This is a genomic window from Nonomuraea sp. NPDC005650, from assembly GCF_040605375.1.
Lineage (GTDB): Bacteria > Actinomycetota > Actinomycetes > Streptosporangiales > Streptosporangiaceae > Nonomuraea.
Genome location: NZ_JBEXCR010000022.1, coordinates 30,414 through 46,540 on the forward strand (window position 1 = coordinate 30,414; position 16,127 = coordinate 46,540).

General features: G+C 69.2%; 22 protein-coding genes. All 22 read right to left on the minus strand.

What is annotated here, in order from left to right; all coding sequences use genetic code 11:
* Nucleotides 1-233 precede the first annotated feature (233 nt).
* The 22 genes from ABZS69_RS34220 to ABZS69_RS34325 all read right to left on the minus strand — a co-directional run bounded on the left by ABZS69_RS34220 (nucleotide 234) and on the right by ABZS69_RS34325 (nucleotide 16,069).
* Nucleotides 234-533: a hypothetical protein gene (locus ABZS69_RS34220; RefSeq protein ID WP_355379513.1), complete on the minus strand. Its 300-nt coding sequence runs from the start codon at nucleotides 531-533 to the stop codon at nucleotides 234-236.
* 67 nt (nucleotides 534-600) lie between these two features.
* Complete coding sequence (locus tag ABZS69_RS34225; RefSeq protein ID WP_355379514.1) at nucleotides 601-984, minus strand: hypothetical protein; 384 nt, start codon at nucleotides 982-984, stop codon at nucleotides 601-603.
* A complete protein-coding gene (locus ABZS69_RS34230) occupies nucleotides 981-1,727 on the minus strand; it encodes an N-acetylmuramoyl-L-alanine amidase (protein WP_355379515.1) in 747 nt (248 codons plus the stop codon). Before ABZS69_RS34230 ends, ABZS69_RS34225 begins: the two co-directional genes overlap by 4 nt.
* A 2-nt stretch (nucleotides 1,728-1,729) precedes the next feature.
* Complete coding sequence (locus tag ABZS69_RS34235; RefSeq protein WP_355379516.1) at nucleotides 1,730-2,002, minus strand: hypothetical protein; 273 nt, start codon at nucleotides 2,000-2,002, stop codon at nucleotides 1,730-1,732.
* 87 nt (nucleotides 2,003-2,089) lie between these two features.
* Nucleotides 2,090-2,368 (minus strand): hypothetical protein, encoded by a 279-nt coding sequence (locus ABZS69_RS34240; protein WP_355379517.1) that lies wholly within the window; start codon nucleotides 2,366-2,368, stop codon nucleotides 2,090-2,092.
* On the minus strand, nucleotides 2,368-4,191 hold the full coding sequence (locus ABZS69_RS34245; protein ID WP_355379518.1) for a hypothetical protein: 1,824 nt from the start codon (nucleotides 4,189-4,191) through the stop codon (nucleotides 2,368-2,370). The genes ABZS69_RS34240 and ABZS69_RS34245 overlap by 1 nt, the downstream gene beginning before the upstream one ends.
* Before the next feature lie 15 nt (nucleotides 4,192-4,206).
* Nucleotides 4,207-6,060, minus strand: coding sequence for a hypothetical protein (locus ABZS69_RS34250; RefSeq protein ID WP_355379519.1), 1,854 nt, complete (start codon nucleotides 6,058-6,060; stop codon nucleotides 4,207-4,209).
* Nucleotides 6,061-6,129: 69 nt separating this feature from the next.
* The gene (locus ABZS69_RS34255; protein WP_355379520.1) at nucleotides 6,130-6,567 is read right to left on the minus strand and encodes a hypothetical protein; all 438 of its coding nucleotides are present in this window, start codon (nucleotides 6,565-6,567) and stop codon (nucleotides 6,130-6,132) included.
* A gap of 1 nt (nucleotide 6,568) precedes the next feature.
* Entirely contained in the window at nucleotides 6,569-7,114 is a 546-nt protein-coding gene (locus tag ABZS69_RS34260) for a hypothetical protein (protein WP_355379521.1), read from the minus strand.
* Nucleotides 7,114-7,374 carry a hypothetical protein gene (locus ABZS69_RS34265; RefSeq protein ID WP_355379522.1) on the minus strand — a complete coding sequence of 87 codons (261 nt, stop codon included), beginning with the start codon at nucleotides 7,372-7,374 and terminating at the stop codon, nucleotides 7,114-7,116. Before ABZS69_RS34265 ends, ABZS69_RS34260 begins: the two co-directional genes overlap by 1 nt.
* Before the next feature lie 15 nt (nucleotides 7,375-7,389).
* Nucleotides 7,390-10,566, minus strand: coding sequence for a phage tail tape measure protein (locus tag ABZS69_RS34270; protein WP_355379523.1), 3,177 nt, complete (start codon nucleotides 10,564-10,566; stop codon nucleotides 7,390-7,392).
* Between the two features lie 147 nt (nucleotides 10,567-10,713).
* Nucleotides 10,714-10,893, minus strand: a complete 180-nt coding sequence (locus tag ABZS69_RS34275; RefSeq protein WP_355379525.1) for a hypothetical protein — start codon at nucleotides 10,891-10,893, stop codon at nucleotides 10,714-10,716.
* Between the two features lie 17 nt (nucleotides 10,894-10,910).
* The gene (locus tag ABZS69_RS34280) at nucleotides 10,911-11,381 is read right to left on the minus strand and encodes a hypothetical protein (RefSeq protein ID WP_355379526.1); all 471 of its coding nucleotides are present in this window, start codon (nucleotides 11,379-11,381) and stop codon (nucleotides 10,911-10,913) included.
* A gap of 35 nt (nucleotides 11,382-11,416) precedes the next feature.
* The gene (locus tag ABZS69_RS34285) at nucleotides 11,417-11,884 is read right to left on the minus strand and encodes a hypothetical protein (RefSeq protein WP_355379527.1); all 468 of its coding nucleotides are present in this window, start codon (nucleotides 11,882-11,884) and stop codon (nucleotides 11,417-11,419) included.
* An 11-nt stretch (nucleotides 11,885-11,895) separates the two neighbouring features.
* Complete coding sequence (locus tag ABZS69_RS34290; protein ID WP_355379528.1) at nucleotides 11,896-12,339, minus strand: minor capsid protein; 444 nt, start codon at nucleotides 12,337-12,339, stop codon at nucleotides 11,896-11,898.
* The gene (locus ABZS69_RS34295; protein WP_355379529.1) at nucleotides 12,336-12,686 is read right to left on the minus strand and encodes a hypothetical protein; all 351 of its coding nucleotides are present in this window, start codon (nucleotides 12,684-12,686) and stop codon (nucleotides 12,336-12,338) included. Before ABZS69_RS34295 ends, ABZS69_RS34290 begins: the two co-directional genes overlap by 4 nt.
* Before the next feature lie 13 nt (nucleotides 12,687-12,699).
* Complete coding sequence (locus ABZS69_RS34300) at nucleotides 12,700-13,017, minus strand: hypothetical protein (protein ID WP_355379531.1); 318 nt, start codon at nucleotides 13,015-13,017, stop codon at nucleotides 12,700-12,702.
* A complete protein-coding gene (locus ABZS69_RS34305; protein ID WP_355379532.1) occupies nucleotides 13,010-13,414 on the minus strand; it encodes a hypothetical protein in 405 nt (134 codons plus the stop codon). Before ABZS69_RS34305 ends, ABZS69_RS34300 begins: the two co-directional genes overlap by 8 nt.
* Before the next feature lie 69 nt (nucleotides 13,415-13,483).
* Nucleotides 13,484-13,840 (minus strand): hypothetical protein, encoded by a 357-nt coding sequence (locus ABZS69_RS34310; RefSeq protein ID WP_355379533.1) that lies wholly within the window; start codon nucleotides 13,838-13,840, stop codon nucleotides 13,484-13,486.
* 2 nt (nucleotides 13,841-13,842) lie between these two features.
* Nucleotides 13,843-14,169, minus strand: coding sequence for a hypothetical protein (locus ABZS69_RS34315; protein ID WP_355379534.1), 327 nt, complete (start codon nucleotides 14,167-14,169; stop codon nucleotides 13,843-13,845).
* Nucleotides 14,169-15,389: a DUF5309 family protein gene (locus ABZS69_RS34320; protein ID WP_355379535.1), complete on the minus strand. Its 1,221-nt coding sequence runs from the start codon at nucleotides 15,387-15,389 to the stop codon at nucleotides 14,169-14,171. Before ABZS69_RS34320 ends, ABZS69_RS34315 begins: the two co-directional genes overlap by 1 nt.
* A gap of 17 nt (nucleotides 15,390-15,406) precedes the next feature.
* Nucleotides 15,407-16,069: a hypothetical protein gene (locus ABZS69_RS34325; protein WP_355379536.1), complete on the minus strand. Its 663-nt coding sequence runs from the start codon at nucleotides 16,067-16,069 to the stop codon at nucleotides 15,407-15,409.
* Between the last annotated feature and the right edge of the window lie 58 nt (nucleotides 16,070-16,127).

The window sequence follows — 16,127 nt, forward strand, 5'->3', positions numbered from 1 at the left end:
GGCTCTCGAACGTCCAACCCCCACCTGATTCGGAGGCTGAGCATGAACATCGGTCCTGCTGAAATCCTTGTACTCCTGGTGATCCTCGCCATCGTGGCGCTGGTCGTGGGAGGGGTCGTGTTCGCCGTGGTCAAGCTCGCAAACCGCGGTCGGCGCTAGAAACGACAAAGGGACGGCCCCCGCCCCCTCCCGTGACGGGAGGAGACGGGGGCCGTCTCACGTGCGGTGCCGAGCTACAGGCCGTTCAGGTCCCGACCTGTGTGGACGCCCGGGTGGTAGCTGGTGCTCGCCGCTGCAGGAGCACTGTACGAGGGTGCGGCCTTCCAGCCGAGCAGCACGCCGAAGACGGGCCAGCGCGCCTCCAGCAGCCTGACGAGCGTGTAGTAGCCGGAGATCGCGAGGGAGACGATGGCGACGCTGGACGGCTCGACCGGCAGGTCGATGCCGAACCCAGCCAGCCAGGCCGCCGCGACGGGGATCCAGGCGGCGACGTTGGTGCGTAGCCAGGACACGAGCCAGTCGGACAGGGACATGTGCCTCTCCTCCTCAGGAGACGACGAAGCCCCGGTCTGCTGGCCGGGGCGGGGATGACGCTGGGCGTCAGGAGGTGGGCGACGCCGTGGGGCTCGGCGTGACGACCTTGGTGCACGCGAACCGGGGCAGGCCGGCCGCGTTGCTGCCGTTGGGCTTGCAGACGCCGGTGGCTCCGTCGAAGGTCAGCTCGAAGCCCTTGAGCGGCTTGACGAGCGCGTCGACGCCGGACCGGCTGTAGAAGGTGACCTTCCGCTCCGTGGACTTGCAGCCGCCGTTCACGCTCTTGGCGAGGTTGTTCCGTTCGAGCACGCGGAGGTAGCCGGTCGACTTGCTGACGCAGCCGCCGTACGCCTTCGCGGGCTCAGTCCAGGCGGTCGCGGCCATCGCGCCAGCGCCGCCGGCGACGAGTACGAGGGCGGCGGCCGAGAGGACGACGAAGGGCTTCTTCACGATTTTTCCTTCTCCTGATGGTTGAGGATGGCCCAGCAGGCGGCCGTCCAGACGGGGCCGACGCCGAGCTTGTGGGCGGTTTTGAACTGCTCGACCAGGGCCAGGAGGTCCGGGTCGGTCGGGTCGTACACGGTGCTGGTCTGGTTGGCGGCACCCAGCGCCTTGCGCAACGTCACCACGTGCTCGGAGGTGGCGCCGGGGCGGAGCTCGGGCAGCCGGGCAGGCAGCGCGGGCGCGCGCCCGGCGAGCAGCTGGGCGACGTCCGCCCGGAAGTCGCCCATGTCGATCGAGTGCGGGTCCGGCTTGCCGGTGTTCACCTCGCGGTGGGCTTTCACCCGGGACGCGGGCAGGCTGTACTCCCGGCAGAGCTCGGCGCACAGCCGCCGGTACGCCTCCAGCTGACGGACCGGCCACGCCTCGCGCCCGTTGTTCTCGGCCTCGATACCGAGCGAGGCCGAGTTGGTGTGGTGCGGGCTCGTGCTCGGCGCGTTGTGCCAGCAGCGGCCCGCAGCGACCACGAAAATCGTGCCATCCCGCCTCAACCAGAACTGGGAGAGCGGCCCGTCGAGGCCGGGGCGGCCGTCGCGGACGATGTGCATGTCGTCCCGGCCTGCCGTGTGGTGGCAGACGACGCCTTCCACGCTCGGCTGTGGCCCGTGGCCGCGGGTCCTCCAGCCGGCCACCTCCACTACGGGGAAGCCGGTGCGGCGGGCGACGGTGGCGAGGCGAGTGAGCCACGGCATGGTCAGCCCCCCTTCTGCATGAACGTGATCAGCGTGAGCACCAGGGCGGCGAGCGAGATCAGCGCGGCCAGGGACGGGAGCGGCCACCGTCCGCGTTCGAGGGTGCGGATGCGGGCCTCGTGGTCGGCGGCGTCCTTCACCAGCTCGCCGTGCGCTTGGGCGACCTGGGCGACCTCGCCGCGGATGCCGTCCACCTTCCGGTCGGTGGCGAGCAGCTGGTCGTAGATTTCCCTGGCTCCGATCGTGACGGGGCCGAGCGGGTCGAGCTGAGTCAACAGGCGCTCCAATCGAAGGGGAGGGGTGGGCCGCCCGCGCACCCCTTGTCGGGCGCGCATCCCTGGCCTGCGCAGACGGCCCACGACTCAGGAGGAGGCTTGCAGGTTGGAGTCCCGCAACGCCTGCATCTCCGCAGCGACGGTCGCGCGGAGATTGAAGATGTCGAGGCGGAGCGACGTCGCGTACGTCGAGCTGTACGTGCCGGGCGCGGTCTCGGCCGCGGTCATGGACGGCGCGTGCGGCACGTACTCGGCCTGCGGGAGCGTGACGCCTTCCTTGATCCGCTGCGCCGCCTCAAGCTTCTGCAACCTGCGCTCGATGTCGCGCAGGATCCGTTCGAGCGACGCGCCCTGCTGATCCGTCATTACGGCACCTCCACAGCAGCCAGGGTGAGGACGGCTTCTTCCCGACCACGTCCGCGGCCGGTTGGCGAGACTTCGATGGCGATGATGCGCTCGCTGATGTCGAGGCCGGCGCCGCCGTCGACGCGCTCGTGCCACACGTCGGTGATGAGCAGGCGGGCGGTGTCCCCGAGGCTGTTGACGTCGAGGCTGGACCGTTTCGGCAGGAGCACGGTGACGGTGCGCACCCAGAGGGCGCCGCCGGCCACGCCCGCGTAGTACTCGGCCAAGTCGTCCAGTTCGGCCTGCACCGTCGACTGTGTCGGATGGTCGACGAGGTGGTCCAGGCGTGGCCAGCCAGCTGCGCGGTGGGCGGTGGTGACCATGTCCGAGTAGACGGGGAGGCGGGTCTCCGTCGCGTCGCCGTCCGGCGTTCCGCCCCTCACCTGCCAGTCGGTGCCGCCTCGCAACGCGTCCATGTCGAGGCCCGTTTCGGCGATGTCGCCGCCGCGCGGGCTGCTGGAGAAGACGTGCGTCACGCCGGTGTCGATCTTCGGCGACCCCCACCGCCAGGTGGACACGATCCCGGTCTCGTCGACGCCGTCCTCGACGAAGTACTCGAAGCCGTTCGAGCTCCTGGCGAACTCTTGCACCGCGCGACCATAGGTGGTGCCTTCGGGTTTCGTGGCGCCGAACACGCGCGAGCTCACACCTGAGGTTCCTTCTTGGAAGACGATGCCCAGATCCGCGCCGGAAATCGTCTGGGCGTGTTCGAGGAAGGCGATGACCTTCTCGATCTGGTCCTGGTCGTCCTGGTAGATGAGGTCCTCGGTCACCCTGAGGCTGTGCCAGAAACCTTCGCGGGTGACCGCCCGCAGCTCGACGCTGATCTTCCCGTCGCGGCCGCGGGTGAGCCGGGCGCCGGTCAGCCAGTAGCGGGCCTTCAAGTCGCCGTCCCGCCACACGCGGATCTCGACCCGGCCGGGGCCGGTGGTGAGATCGGACCTGGTCTTGGGGATGATGCGCCGAACCGCGGCCGCCACCCGACTGTTGGGGATCGGCAGGGAGCCGGTGAACGTGCCCGGCTCGGACAGGCGCTTGGAATAGCGCGGATCCCGGGGGTAGATGTCGTCGATGTACGTGCCGGTCAGAAAATCGTGGGCCGTATACCGGTACAGCGCTCTGCCCTTGGCGGCGTAGGCGGGCACCGGCGGTGGGGGTGGCACGTAGTCGCCGGGCGGTACCACCAGGGTCCACGCCTGCCACGTGTTGACGATCGCCGGTTCGGGGCGGATCCGCTTCACCGGCAGATCGGCCGATGACATGGTGGTGCGGGCGCCCAGGTAGGCGCCCAAGTCCGAGCCGCCAAGGGCCTGGTCCTCGACCGGGTATCCGGCGCTGAGCCAGGTGAGCGGCAGGAACGCGCTCACACCGACCACATAGCGGACTTCGATCGCCGCGACCTGGCCGTCCGCCGCCGGGCAGGGGATGCCGGCGTCGGTGCCGAACGTGCCCGCGTCCGAGACGAGCTCGATCCCGGCGAGGGTGGCGGCCCGGCCGTGCAGGATGGCGACCATGCCGTCGCCGTCCAGCTCGACCCCGTACGAGCTGGGGCTGAAGACGCCTGCTATCTGGCCGTAGACGCGGGTGTGCAACACGAAATCCGTGCGCTCGTCCAGGATCGTCCAACCGGAGCCGCCGGTGATCTCGCTTTCGATGTTCTCCGTGGAGGTGATGATGGCCAGGATCGTGTCCCCGGCCTGGATGTTGTCGGGGGCGTCGACCTGGTCGAACGGGCCGCTGACGGCGGTGACGCTGGCCACGCGCGGCTGGGCTGTTCCCGGCACGAGCTCACCCCCTTCCTAGCTGACGGCGTCCCGCCAGAACGTCTCCATCCCGGCCGTACCGCCCGAACCGCACGTGAACAGCAAGGTGTTGGCGCCAGGCGCGAAAACGCAGTCCTGGATAGAGGTGGAGCCGTCGACGATGTCGTTGAGATGGTCGACGTCGCCGATGTAGGCGCGGCCCTCCTTGACGTCGATCACCAACGTCTGCCCGGACCCGATCACCGTGTTGAAGGCCAACACTGTGTCCGTGGTCAGGTTCTCGACCTGCGGCGCGGTGCACGGGCCGGGAAATCTGAGCTCCCCCGGGGTGGCGTCGTTTCCGGCGTTCAGGATCGCCGTCTCGACGTCCTTGACGATCGTCAGCGAGGAACGTACCGGGTTGAAGCGGCGCGGATCCGATGCAGTCCACTGCAGCCCGCCCCGCATCAACCCGAGGCGGGCATTGCGGTCGATCGGGCCCGGCTTCCGGTCGGATAGGTGCGCCCGCACCAGCCAGGGTTGGATGTCGTCGAAATCCCAGATGACCAGCCAGCCTTCGTTCTCGTCTTGGGCTGGCCCGGTGGCCATCACCAGGTCGTGCACGATCTGGCCGACCATGTCGCGCGGCATCTTGAGGAGCGTGGCCCAGTTGATGACGCGTTCTGCGAGGTACGGCTGGCCGGGGTAGGAGCCGGAGGAGTCGGGCCGGTCGACGTTCCCGGACACGAACGGAGCGGAGTCGACCCACCCCTCCAAGCCCTGCCAGGAGTACGGGGTCAGCGCCCCGAGGAGGAAGCCGTTCCACTCGATCTGCCCCGGCCGCGTGATGGCGTCACCCGGCAGGACCGGCACGGTGACCGCAGGCGCGGGCACATCGGCCAGGACCGCGACGGGGGTGAGGGTGACGTGGGCGTCGGACTGGATGGTGGGCGCGTACATCTGCACCACCGCGGCGATCGTGGCGAGGGCGGCGTTCGTGCTGGTGGCCACGGCCGGGGCTGGCATCGTGGTGGTGGCGGCGATCGTGTCCGGTTCGACGATCTCGGTGTTCTCGGTCGTCACGCTCGGGGCCGGCACGTTGGCCGCGGCGGCGACGGTGGCCAGGTGCACGTTCGACCCGGACGACACCGCCGGTGAGGGCATGCCGGCCACGGCGGCTACCGTGGCAGGGACCGGCGACGCGGAGACCGTGGTGGTCGGCGTCGGGACGGCGGTGACGACCGCCACGGTGTCCGTGGTGATGGGCGCGTCAGTGGAGGCGGGCTTGATTTCCAGCGCCGCCCACGTCCAGGCCGCCGCGCCAGCGCCAGCAGCGTCGGCGTTGAACGTGACCGCCGTGCCCGAGGTGGGCGTGTTGGCCGCCTTGCGGACCGCGATACCCGAGTAGTCGCCGAGCCCGAAGCTGGCCGTCCACGCGAACCCCGTGTCGGAGGAGGTCGGGTTGCCGAGGCCGTTCTCCTCGAAGAACGCGGCGAATCCACGCGAGTTGTCGGCGCTGGAGGTGTAGCCGGTGGGGGTGATCGCGTTGGTCGTGCTGGTGCCGCCGCCGCTGTTGCCGATCGGGCTGGAGGCGTGCGCGCCGGTGACGCCGTCCACCTTCATCGCCAGCCCTTGCAGGCTGCCGGTGACGGTGAGGGTGACGGTCATCGCCCCGGAGCCGGTGACCGGCGCCGTCCAGATCTGCGCGTAGGTGCCGCTGTTGACCTGCTGCTTCTGCAGCGTCCACGTCAGCGAGCCGCCGGACACGGCCGGGGCCGAATCGGACGTACACATGACCATGGCGACCAGCAGCGACCCGGCCACCGGGCGGGTGAAGCTGGCGGTGGTGACCGTGGTCGTGTTCCCCGCAGAGACGACCGCTGGTGAGTTGCCGTCGATGCCGATCGCCATGAATCCTCACCCCTTCCGGGCATGAAAAAACCGCCCGGAGGCGGCAGCTTCAGGCGGCGTTCGAGCAGGTCAGGGAGTGAGGTCGAAGGTGACAAGCCCGTTCGAATGGGGTGTCACCAGGAGAGTGCCGTCGCTGGTGTTGTAGGCGGACACCAAGTCCACGCCGAACATGAGCGGGTCACCGGAGACGGCCTCGGCGAAGAAGTCGATGAACCGCACACCGCTGAGCGTCGAGCTCGTCCACTGGAACGCGTTGCTGCTGAACTTCATGACGCCGGCGCCCGGCCGAGTGAACGCGGTACCGGTGACGACGACGCCCTTGGCCGTGTAGCCCGTGCCCGAGATTTCGTTCGTGGCCGAGTAGGCGGTGTCGGAGTTGAAGTTGACGGCGCCGGCCTTGGTGGCGTTGTAGAGGGCGGCCTGGTGGTCTTCGGCGTCCCACACCAGGTTGAGTGCGGTGGCGTCGAGGATGTCTTCCATCGTCGGCAGGTACACGCCGGAAGCCATGTCAGCCGTCCCTTCTGGCGGTCGCGCGGGTCTGCGACTTCACCGTGATGCTCGGCGCGGTCACCTCGGCTGAGCCGGGCGGCAGGTCGGGCGGTGCAGGATCGCCCACCACGACGCCGCCGAGCGCCTCCAGGTCCCGCCGTAGCGGGATCGCCAGGGCGGTGAGGTCTTCCAGTTCCTGGCGTGCCGCGGCCAGCGCCTGCTCGACCTGCGCGCGCGCCGCCGGGTCCTCGCGGGCGTCCTTGTCGCCGTGCTTGACGAGCATCGGCTTGGCGAGGATCTCCTCCAGCCGCGGAATCGTCCGCGTCTGCAGCCGGATGATCTCGGCCTCGCGGCGGAGCCAGGTGCGGGTCTCCTCCAAGCTGGTGGCCGCCGCCAGCTTGGCCGCTTTCGCTTCCCGGATCGCGGCCGGATCGCCCGCCTCGACGGCCTCCCAGTACGTCTCCTTGGCCGCGTACAGCGCCTCTTCGATCGGCTCGCACGCGTCTTCCAGGGCCCGTTGGGCTTGGCGTGCCCGCTGGCCGTGGCGGACGATCCTTGTCGCCATCACCTGTACTCCTTGCTGATCGTGACCCCGGTCCACGGGTTGATGTTGATGTGGGGCAGGACGACGCGGGCGTCCTGCCCCTCCCAGCGCATCCGCAGCCGGTTGCCGAGCGCGTCCTTGACGACCTTGATCCAGTGGCCGGTCTGCTCGTCCCGGTACTCCCGCACCACCGGCCGGATCTGGTGCGACCAGCCGCGCGGACGCGCCTGCACCGACCGGAGTTTCCGCAGGTCGGCTTCGGTGTAGCCTTGCACGCCCATCGCGGTCTCCTTTCCCTACGCCAGGCCCTGGGCCATGACGTTGAACGCCACCTTGGAGCCGATCTTGTCGATGTCGGGTTCCTCGCGAACCACCGAGTTGGACATGTCGATCTGCACCGTCACCCCGCCGCCGCTGGGCCCGACCTGTGTCTCGGGTGCCCGCCCGGTCGGGTAGGCGACGCCGGTGCCGGGCGCGCCCGCGTACCCGATGCCCATCCCGGGACCGGCCCCGCCCTGGGCGGGCACCATCCCGGAGAGGGTGTTGGAGGCGGCGGTGGCGACGCTGGAGGCTGCTCCGGTGATGGCGTCGACCGCGAGCGATGAGCCGTTGGAGATGCCGGCGGCGAGACCAGCGATGGTTTGCTGGCCGATCTCCATCATCACCTGCGACGGTGATTTGATCTTCAGCTCTTTCTTGATCGCCGACACCAACGCTTTGACGATCTTGGCCATTTCCTTGTCGAGCGCCTTCAGGCTCTCCTGCAGGCCCTTCAGGTAGCCCTCACCGGCCTTTTTGCCGGTGTCGTACATGGCGTCCGCGCTCGCCTTGCCCAGCTTCTTGCTGGCCTTGTCGACGGCGGCCTGAGCCTTGTTCAGGGCCTTGATCTCGCTGCCGTCGGAGCCGACCAGCATCTCGGCGAAGGTCGCGCCCTTTTCGACGCCCGCGTCGATGATGTCCTGGATGATCTTCTTGTTGAGGCCGCGTCTCGCGAGGGTGTTGATGTTGTTCGCGAAGTTGTTGATCGCCGACGCCTTCGCCTGGAGCTGGGCAGCCATGTCACCGGCCCCGCCGATGTCCTCCGGCTTCAGGCCGGTGATGTCGGCCCACTCCTGAGCCGAGCCCGCGACCTGTTTCGCGTACTCCTTCGCCGCGGCCAGCCGGGCGACCAGGTCCTCGCGCTGCTTCGCCAGCGCGGCGAGGGAGTCGTTGCCGATCGACACGAACTTGAGCAGGCCATCGGCGACGTCCGGCTTCGACGCGAACGCCTTCTTGATCTGGTCGACCATGCGCTCGACCGTGGAGACGGCCTGGCCCTGCTCGGACTCCAAGCCCTGAATGAGGCCCTTCACCGACCACTTGCCGATCTCCGCGAACACCGTGCTGGGGCTGTGGATGCCGAGCAGGTTCTTGGCCGCGTCAACCGCCGACTGGACCGTGCCCCGGGCCGCGGCGGCGAGCTCGCCGGCCTTCGCCTTCACCCCGTTAATCATGCCGTTGATCAGGTCCCGGCCTGCCTGCAACAACCATGTTCCGGCGGCAGCGAACTCGGCTTTGATCTTGCCGGGCAGGCCCTTCAGCCACGCGACCAGATCTGACGCCTTATCCGTGGCCGCCTTCTTGATCCCCTCCCACTTCGCGGACGTGTCCGATTGCAAATCGGACCAGCCGGACGAGAAGAAGTCGCGGATCTTGCCGGGGATACCGCGCAGCCATTCGGCGGCAGCATCAGCCTTCTCCGTAGCAGCCTTCTTGATCGACTCCCATTTCGCAGATGTGTCCGACCGCAGGGACTCCCAGCCGGAGGAGAAGAACTCTGCGACCTTGCCGGGTGCTTGGCCGAGGTCGTCAGCGATCTCGGATGCTTTCGTGGACAGCCAGTCGCCGATCCCGTTCCAGATTTCTAAGGTCGTGTCCGACACGGCGGTCCAGGCTTCGGAGAAGAACGGCCCCACGTTGGTGTCGAACCAGGCCGTGAAGGTGTTCCAATCCGCTTCCGCATCGGCGGGCGACGGGAACATCCTTTGCAGCTCGTTCATGGCCTGCTCGCCGAGCCACGCGAACGCGCCCTCCCACGACCGCGACCATTTGTCGGCATCCGCGGAAGCGGTGTCGCCGAGAGTCTTGGAAGCCGTGTCGACCGCGCCCTTGAAGTCGCCGACTGCGGTCTTCGCCTTGTCCAGGTTGAGCCCGTTGATGCTGCGTGCCATGTCTTCGGCCTTGGTGCCGAACAGGGCCACAGCGAGCTGAGACCGCTTGGCCGGGTCCTCGATCTCGCCGAGCTTCTCCAGGATCTGGGACAGGGCTTCGCGCGCCTTGGGGCCGCCCTTCGCGAACGCGCTGGCCATCTCCTTGGCGTCGAGGCCGAGCGTCTTCAGCGCCTTCGCCGCGGACAGGTCCTTGACGCGGATGTCGAGCTCTTTCAGGGCGTCGGCGACGGTGTCGGAGTCGCGGGCGCCGGCCTTCAACCCCTGCGACAGGAGGCTGAGGGCGTCCTTCCCGGACAGGCCCAAGTCGCGGAAGATCGTGGAGTACTCGTTGAACGTATCCAACAAGTCTTCGCTCTTGTTGACGCCTTCCTGCTGGCCCCTGATGAGGATGTTGAACGCTTCTTCCGCGTTCGGCGCCAGGTCGTTCCGCAGGATCTGTGAGACGGCGCGGGTGACTGCCCCGACGTCCTCATCCATGGTCTTGCCGACCACCAGCGCCTGCGCGGTCATGTCCTTCAGAACCTGATCGGAGGCTTTCCCGGCGCCGTCGATGTTCTGCAAAACCCGCGCCAGCGCGTCAGTGACATCGCCCAGGCTCTCGCCGTAGGCGTCGGCGTACAGCTCGCCCGCGATCTCGCCGAGCCGCTCGGATTCCTTGCCGAAGGCGCCGACCTTGACCGCGAGCGTGGCGAACAGATCTTCCTTCTCCATCGCCGTCTTGATGGCGCCCATGAGCGCGTCACCGATCGCCGCGCCGGCGGCCGCCGCGACGCCGATCGCGCCCGCCTTCAGCCCGCCCATCAGGGAGGAGCCGATGCCGGCCATCCGGCCGCCGCCCCCGCCGCCCCTGCCGCCGCCGCCGTTTTCGACGCCGTCGCCGAACTGGCGTCCAGCATCCTCGCCAGCGCCTCGGGCAACCCGCTCGGCGTCCTTCAACCCCGACTTGAGGCCGTCGACGAGCTGCTCGCCCGCCTGCTCCCCGGACTTCTCCGCGACCTCGTCGGCGCCGTCCAGGCCGGTGCGGAGGCCGTCGACGGCCTGCTGGCCGCCGCGCTGCGCGGCGTCGTCCAGGTCGCCGAACGCTTCCTCCATGGCGGCGTCGAGCTCTGCGGCGAACCGGTCCGCCTCAGCGTCCATGTCGGCCATAGAGGCGTTGAGGGCGGCTTCGAGCCGGTCCAGGTCCGCGATGGCGGCCGCCGGGTCGAGGCCGTCGGCGATCGCGCGCTCGATGTCGGCGAGGGAGCGGGTGACGCTGGTCTCCATGGACTGCATGGAGCTGCTGGTGGACGACTGCAGCGTCCGCATGTCGGAGGCGACGTCGCGGGTGCCGCGCTGGAAGTCGGACCGGTCGAGCTGGGCGTAGGCGACGAGCTCGCCGACGGTGAGAGCCACGAGGAGAACACCTCCTCGTCAGTAGTCGTCGAAGCTCGTCTCAGGCCGGCGCGCGGGCGGCGGCTGTTCCCTGCGGTCGCGGAAGGTCCGGAACAGGCGGCTGGACGGCTCCGAGAAGAGGCCGATGATGCGGGTCCTCAGCCAGGGGCCGGTCCGCTCGCGGAGGAGGCCAGGGGTGCCGAGGTCGACGCCGTACACCTGGTGGAGGTCGACCTCTACGAGGGCCCAGCGTTCGAAGATGTCCGCCCACGTGATCCCCGCGCCCTCTTCGGGGTCGGGGCTGTACCAGTCTCGGAGTCCGGTGTCGGGGTCGATGGGGCCTCCGCCGGGGTCTCCGTCGGCTCGTCCGTCTCCGATGTCGACGATCGTTTTGGGACGCCGCCCACCCACACCTTCATCGCCTGCTCTTCGCCCTGGACGTGCCAGGACAGGGCTGTAAGGCCGCACCGGCGGATCTGCTCCCAGCCCGCCCGATCAGCGACGAGCTGCTCGTAGACGGGGCCGAGGCAGCGCTCCCACAGAGCCGTCTCGGATTCGTCGTCCACCTCTTCGTCGTCGCGGGCGTTGAAGCGGACGGTCAGCCACGTCCACGTTTCGGCGTCGACCGGCGGCACCTTGTACTCCTTGACCTGCCCTGATGGGAGCGGGACGGGCAGGTCCAGCGTCTCCCCGAGGGAGGCGTCCAACTCTGGGAACTTGGGCATGGCTCGGTTGCCCTTTCTTACGCTGCGGGGTTGGTAATGGGGGTGCGCTCGCCCTGGCCGTGCAGGATGAACGAAAACGGCTCCAGAACCTTGACTTCGCCTCCGCCGCCCTTGTACTCCACCGAGACGTAGCCGCTCCAGGCCTGCTCATCGCCGTCTCGCCGGAAGTACCGGATCTGGACGTTAGATCCGACGCCGACCAGGTTTCCGGCGTTGAGGACGAACTGCTGGCCAGGATCTGGGATGAAGGTCGGGCTGCCGGTCTGCTTCTTGCGCTTCGCCTCGCACTCCAGCTTCCACTTGCGCTGCGTGACCTGGTCGCTTCCCCAGCCGTCACTGTCGAAGTCCGAGTCATCCTCCATGGACGATTCGATGCTCTCTTTGAACGAGGTGAGGCCCTTTACGGCAACCCAGTTGGGTGCCCCCTCAGTGCCGGTGTTTACTTCGAGGGCCCACGCGGAGGCCAACATCGATTCGAGTGCCATTGATGGTCTCCCTATCCGGGGCGGAGTGTGGTTGGTCGGTGGCAGAGCAGGTGGTAGGAGTCGGCCCGCTCCCACCGCTGGTTGGTGTCGACGCCCATCGGCGCGTTGATACGGCGCGTGCAGAGGATGATCCCGGCCGCCGGGTTCTGCCAGCCGTGCAGGGCGTTGAAGACGGCGTCGGCGATGTCGTCGACGCTGGTCGGGTCTTCGCGGGCGCCGCGGATGCGGGCCTGGACGCCCTGCGTGGAGTCGGTGTTGACGGGGTCGTCGGCGAACTGGTCGACGCCATACGCGGCGAGGGCGATGGCCCGGTCGGGCGTGGACGGGAGCCGTCCGAGGGTGATGGCGATGTCGCCGGCGGCGTACACGCCGGTGCCGGGTGGCTTCCACACGCCGGCGCCCTGCTCGTGCAGGCGCACAGCGATGGCGGTGAGCAGCTGTTTGGTCCAGGTCATCGCAGGCTCCGCCGGATCTGGGCCGCGATCAGCTCCAGCATCACGGCTCGTTCGGCGTCGGCCGGGTCCTCCAGGTATTTGGCTTTGCGGCCCTCGTCGTGGCGGAGGGTGAGGTCCTCGTGTTGGCGGACTGCGTACGGCGTGTCGTAGGAGACGGCTCCGGTCAGCGTGGACTCGTCCACTGATGTTGTGCCGGAACGTTCGAGGGTGCCCTCCTCGTGCGGCACCTCCTCGCGGCTCTTCTGCAGGAGGTGCTCCATCGCCACCGCCAGGCCCTTCACAGCCCCGGCTTCCATGGCCTTGTCGAGCTGGCCGACGTCGAGCTTCAGGGTGGAGCGCTGCGCCACCGCGACCACCTCCCTACTGGAGTGCGACTTCGAGGTGGTCGGGGGTGGGCAGGCCGCCGCCGTCGTGGGGGGCGGAGACGATCGCGTACGTGACACGGCCGGACGGCAGGGTGACCCGCGATTCGGGCGGGCACACCGTGCCCAGCGGCGCATAGAAGGTCGTCTCCGAGACGACTTCCGCGCCTTCGGCATCGCGCACGAGACGGCGTTTCTCCTCTACCAGGCACCGCACTGGGGTCTGTTCGCCGTACTCGGCGCCGATCGGGCCGCTGCCCTCGAACGGCTCCACCAGCACGGTGTGGCGCAGCAGCCAGGCTGGGACGCTACCCATCGGCCGCCTCCGCGCACCGGTAGGTGTAGGGCTCGTGCCCGGTCAGGCCAGCCAGTTGGAGCGCGGTGAAGGCGTGTGGTGCGAGGGGGCGGGCGGCCGAGCCTCCACCCGCCCCCCCGGCCTGTGCGCGCGCGAGCCGGACGGAGCCGATCTGCACGTCGGAGTAGACGGCTTGGCCTCCGGTGCCGGTCGTGTCGCCGGTGTCGAGGTAGTAGGCGGCCTGCTCGATCGTCGCCGTTTTCAGCGCGGCCTGGACGTCGTCGTTGTCGACGTCGTAGACGGCGCTGATGAGGGCGGCGTCCACGTCCAGGCTGGCGAGGGTGAGCAGACGAGTGATGTTGGCCGGGCCCGGCGTGCCGATCTCGTCCGCGTACTCTTCCGCAGTCGCGTACGCCACGGTGCACCTCCTCCAGGGCGGGTGCGGGCGGGCGCGCACCCTCACAGCCCCGAGCCCGCCCGCACGTCTTCAGGCGTCCAGGACGGCCGCGGTGACGGATACGGGCGTGGTGCCCGCCCAGTTGACGTACACGTTGCCGTCGGCCTGCCGGAACTCGGGACCGAACGGGCCGTAGATCTTGTAGGCGCCGGCCGCGATCGCGTTGCCTGCGAAGTCCGCGACGGCCAGCTGCTGCCGTCCGACGGTGCCGGGGGTGAGGAAGGTGGGGGTCACCGCGGCGTCGTCGCCGTTGAGGACGTACAGCAGCCGGTGCTCCTTCCACGGGAACGAATTGCCGTCGGTGGCTTCGATGGCGCCGTCGACGGCGGTGGGGTCGATGCCGGCCTCGGTGAGCGTGGTCGAGGCGGTGATGGCGGTGCGCGCCATGCCTACTCCTTGTCGAGCTGGTCGGCCAGCTCGATGAGCTGGTTCTTGGTGAGGTCGTCGGCCTGCTCCGGGTCCATGCCGTTGGAGACCGCCCAGGCGTGCCAGACGTCGACGGAGGCGTTCTTGCGCGGTCGGCCGCTGGTCGCGCGGTTGGGGGTGGTGGGGGCGGCCCCGTGGACAGCCGCCCCCTCCACGTTGTCGGCGCGTCGCCAGCCGCCCGTCTCCGAGGAGGCGAGGGCGGCGTGGCGTGCGTCGTCGTCACTGCCGTCGACGGTGAACGCGCGGCCCACCTTGTTGCCGTCGGCGTCGTACTGCTCGTAGATCGGCATTAGACGTCGAGGCCGCGCAGCAGGGCGTGCGCCCGCTCGGAGCCGTAGGCGAGGCCGATCTCGCCGTACAGCTGGACGTCGTCGGACGCGCCGGTCTTGGCGAGGGGCTCTTCGAAGAAGACGCCCTTGTCGGGCACGTTGAGGAAGACGGGCTTGAGCATGTCCATGGAGACGACGGCGATGGCGTCCTGCGGCATGTGCCGGTCCATCATGATGTTCAGCACCCCGAAGTCCGTCTCGATGGTCTGCACGGACACACCGCCGACGGTGCGGCGGGACTCGGTGGAGATGAGGACCGCCTTGCCGTAGGCGTCCGCGTAGGCGGCGGTGATCGCCCGCTTCTGCACCGAGTTGCACAGCAGGGTGGCCGTCTCCTGGTTGGAGATGCCGCCGTTGTCGTACGCCATCTGCAGGATGTCGTCGATGACGGCCGGGGTGAGCGCGGTCGTCCACGGCACCAGGTAGTCGATGTTCGACGTGGACGTGCCGAGCGTGATGGCGGTGCCGCCGGCGGTGGCGGCCACCTTGAACGTGTTCGTCGCCTTGTTGACCACGAAGTAGATGCGGCCGGCGACGATGCCGGTGGCGTCACCCGTCTTCGTGAACACGATCTTGGTGCCGTCGGTGAGGGCGGTCGCCGTCTCCGTGATCGTGTCCGTCGCCGAGCTCAGGCCGGTCACGGTCGAGGTGGCCTTGGAGACGCGGTTGGTGGTGATGGCCTGCAGAAGGCCGCGCGTCTTGCGGGCGGTGGTGTTGTCGGTGGGCAGCTGGTAGAGGCCGTTGATGAACGAGTAGTTGACGTCGAGGGCGATCTGGCGGAGCGCCTGCTCGACCTGCCAGTCCAGCTCGTTGACGACCGGGTTGGGGCCGCCGCCCGGGTGGTTGAACGGCGCACTCTGCGGGCTGGCCAGTTGCTGGGTCGCAGACTGCTTCGTGTACGACACTGACACCTTGGACTGGTGGACCTGGACGACGTTCTTCACGTTGGCCCGGACCCGGCCCTCCGGGGTGGGGGCCGTCGCGCCTTCGAGGGCGACCCGCTGGGCGGGGTCGCGGAGGTCGTAGGTCTGCCACTCGAATTCGGTCGAGGAGGCCATGCCGCCGCCGGTGAGGCCGCCGATCGCGGACAGGAGCGGGGTGTCGGCCGGGGTCAACGCGAAGAGCTGACCCGTGTAGTTGGGCAGGTTGAACGTTGTGCCCATCGCGCTGATACCGGACAAGGTGATCTCCTAGAGGGTTACTGGGCAGCGGCGCGCTGCCGTTTGAGAGCGATCGCGAGGGCGTGGTTGCCTGCCTTCTCGGCGTCGGCGATCTGCTGGTCGAGGCTGGGGCCGGCCGGTTGGCCGCCGGCGCCGGTGAAGTCGCCGCCCGACACCGGGGGGACCGGCGTAGGCGCCGGGGCGCTGGTCTGTGCGGCCATCCACGGGTTCGCGGTCAGAGCGGCCTGGATGGTTTCGGCGAGCCTGGCCGGGAAGTCTTCTGCGTTCGGGTCCAGGTTGGCGGCCGAGGCAGCGAACACGGTGGAGCCGAGGAGGGCGGCCGGGTTGACGCCGTGCTCGGCCGCGGTCGTGTACGCGTGCCTGAGGACGGTCTCGGTTCGGGCCTTCACCCGGTTGGAGGCGTTCTCGCTGCGCAGGTCCTGGATTTCCTTCTGCCACTTCTTCGGCAGCTTGGAGATGTCGTCGATCCCGCCGTCGTCGACGGGCGGCGGGGGCGGCGGCGTCCAGGTCGGGGGTTGCGGAACCGGCGGCGCGGCCGGGGCCGGCGCGGGCGGCTGGTTCTGTGGTGCCGGTGCCTGCGGTGCGGCAGACGGCGGCGGGGCGGGGACGGCCGGGGGCGCGCTCGCGGGCGCGGGCGGCTGGCCACCGTCGGGGTTGGCGGGCGGGGTGGGCATGGTCATGCGGACCCTCCAGGGGAGCGCGGGATGGTGCTCGGCGCCTGGCCGAACAGGGGGTTTG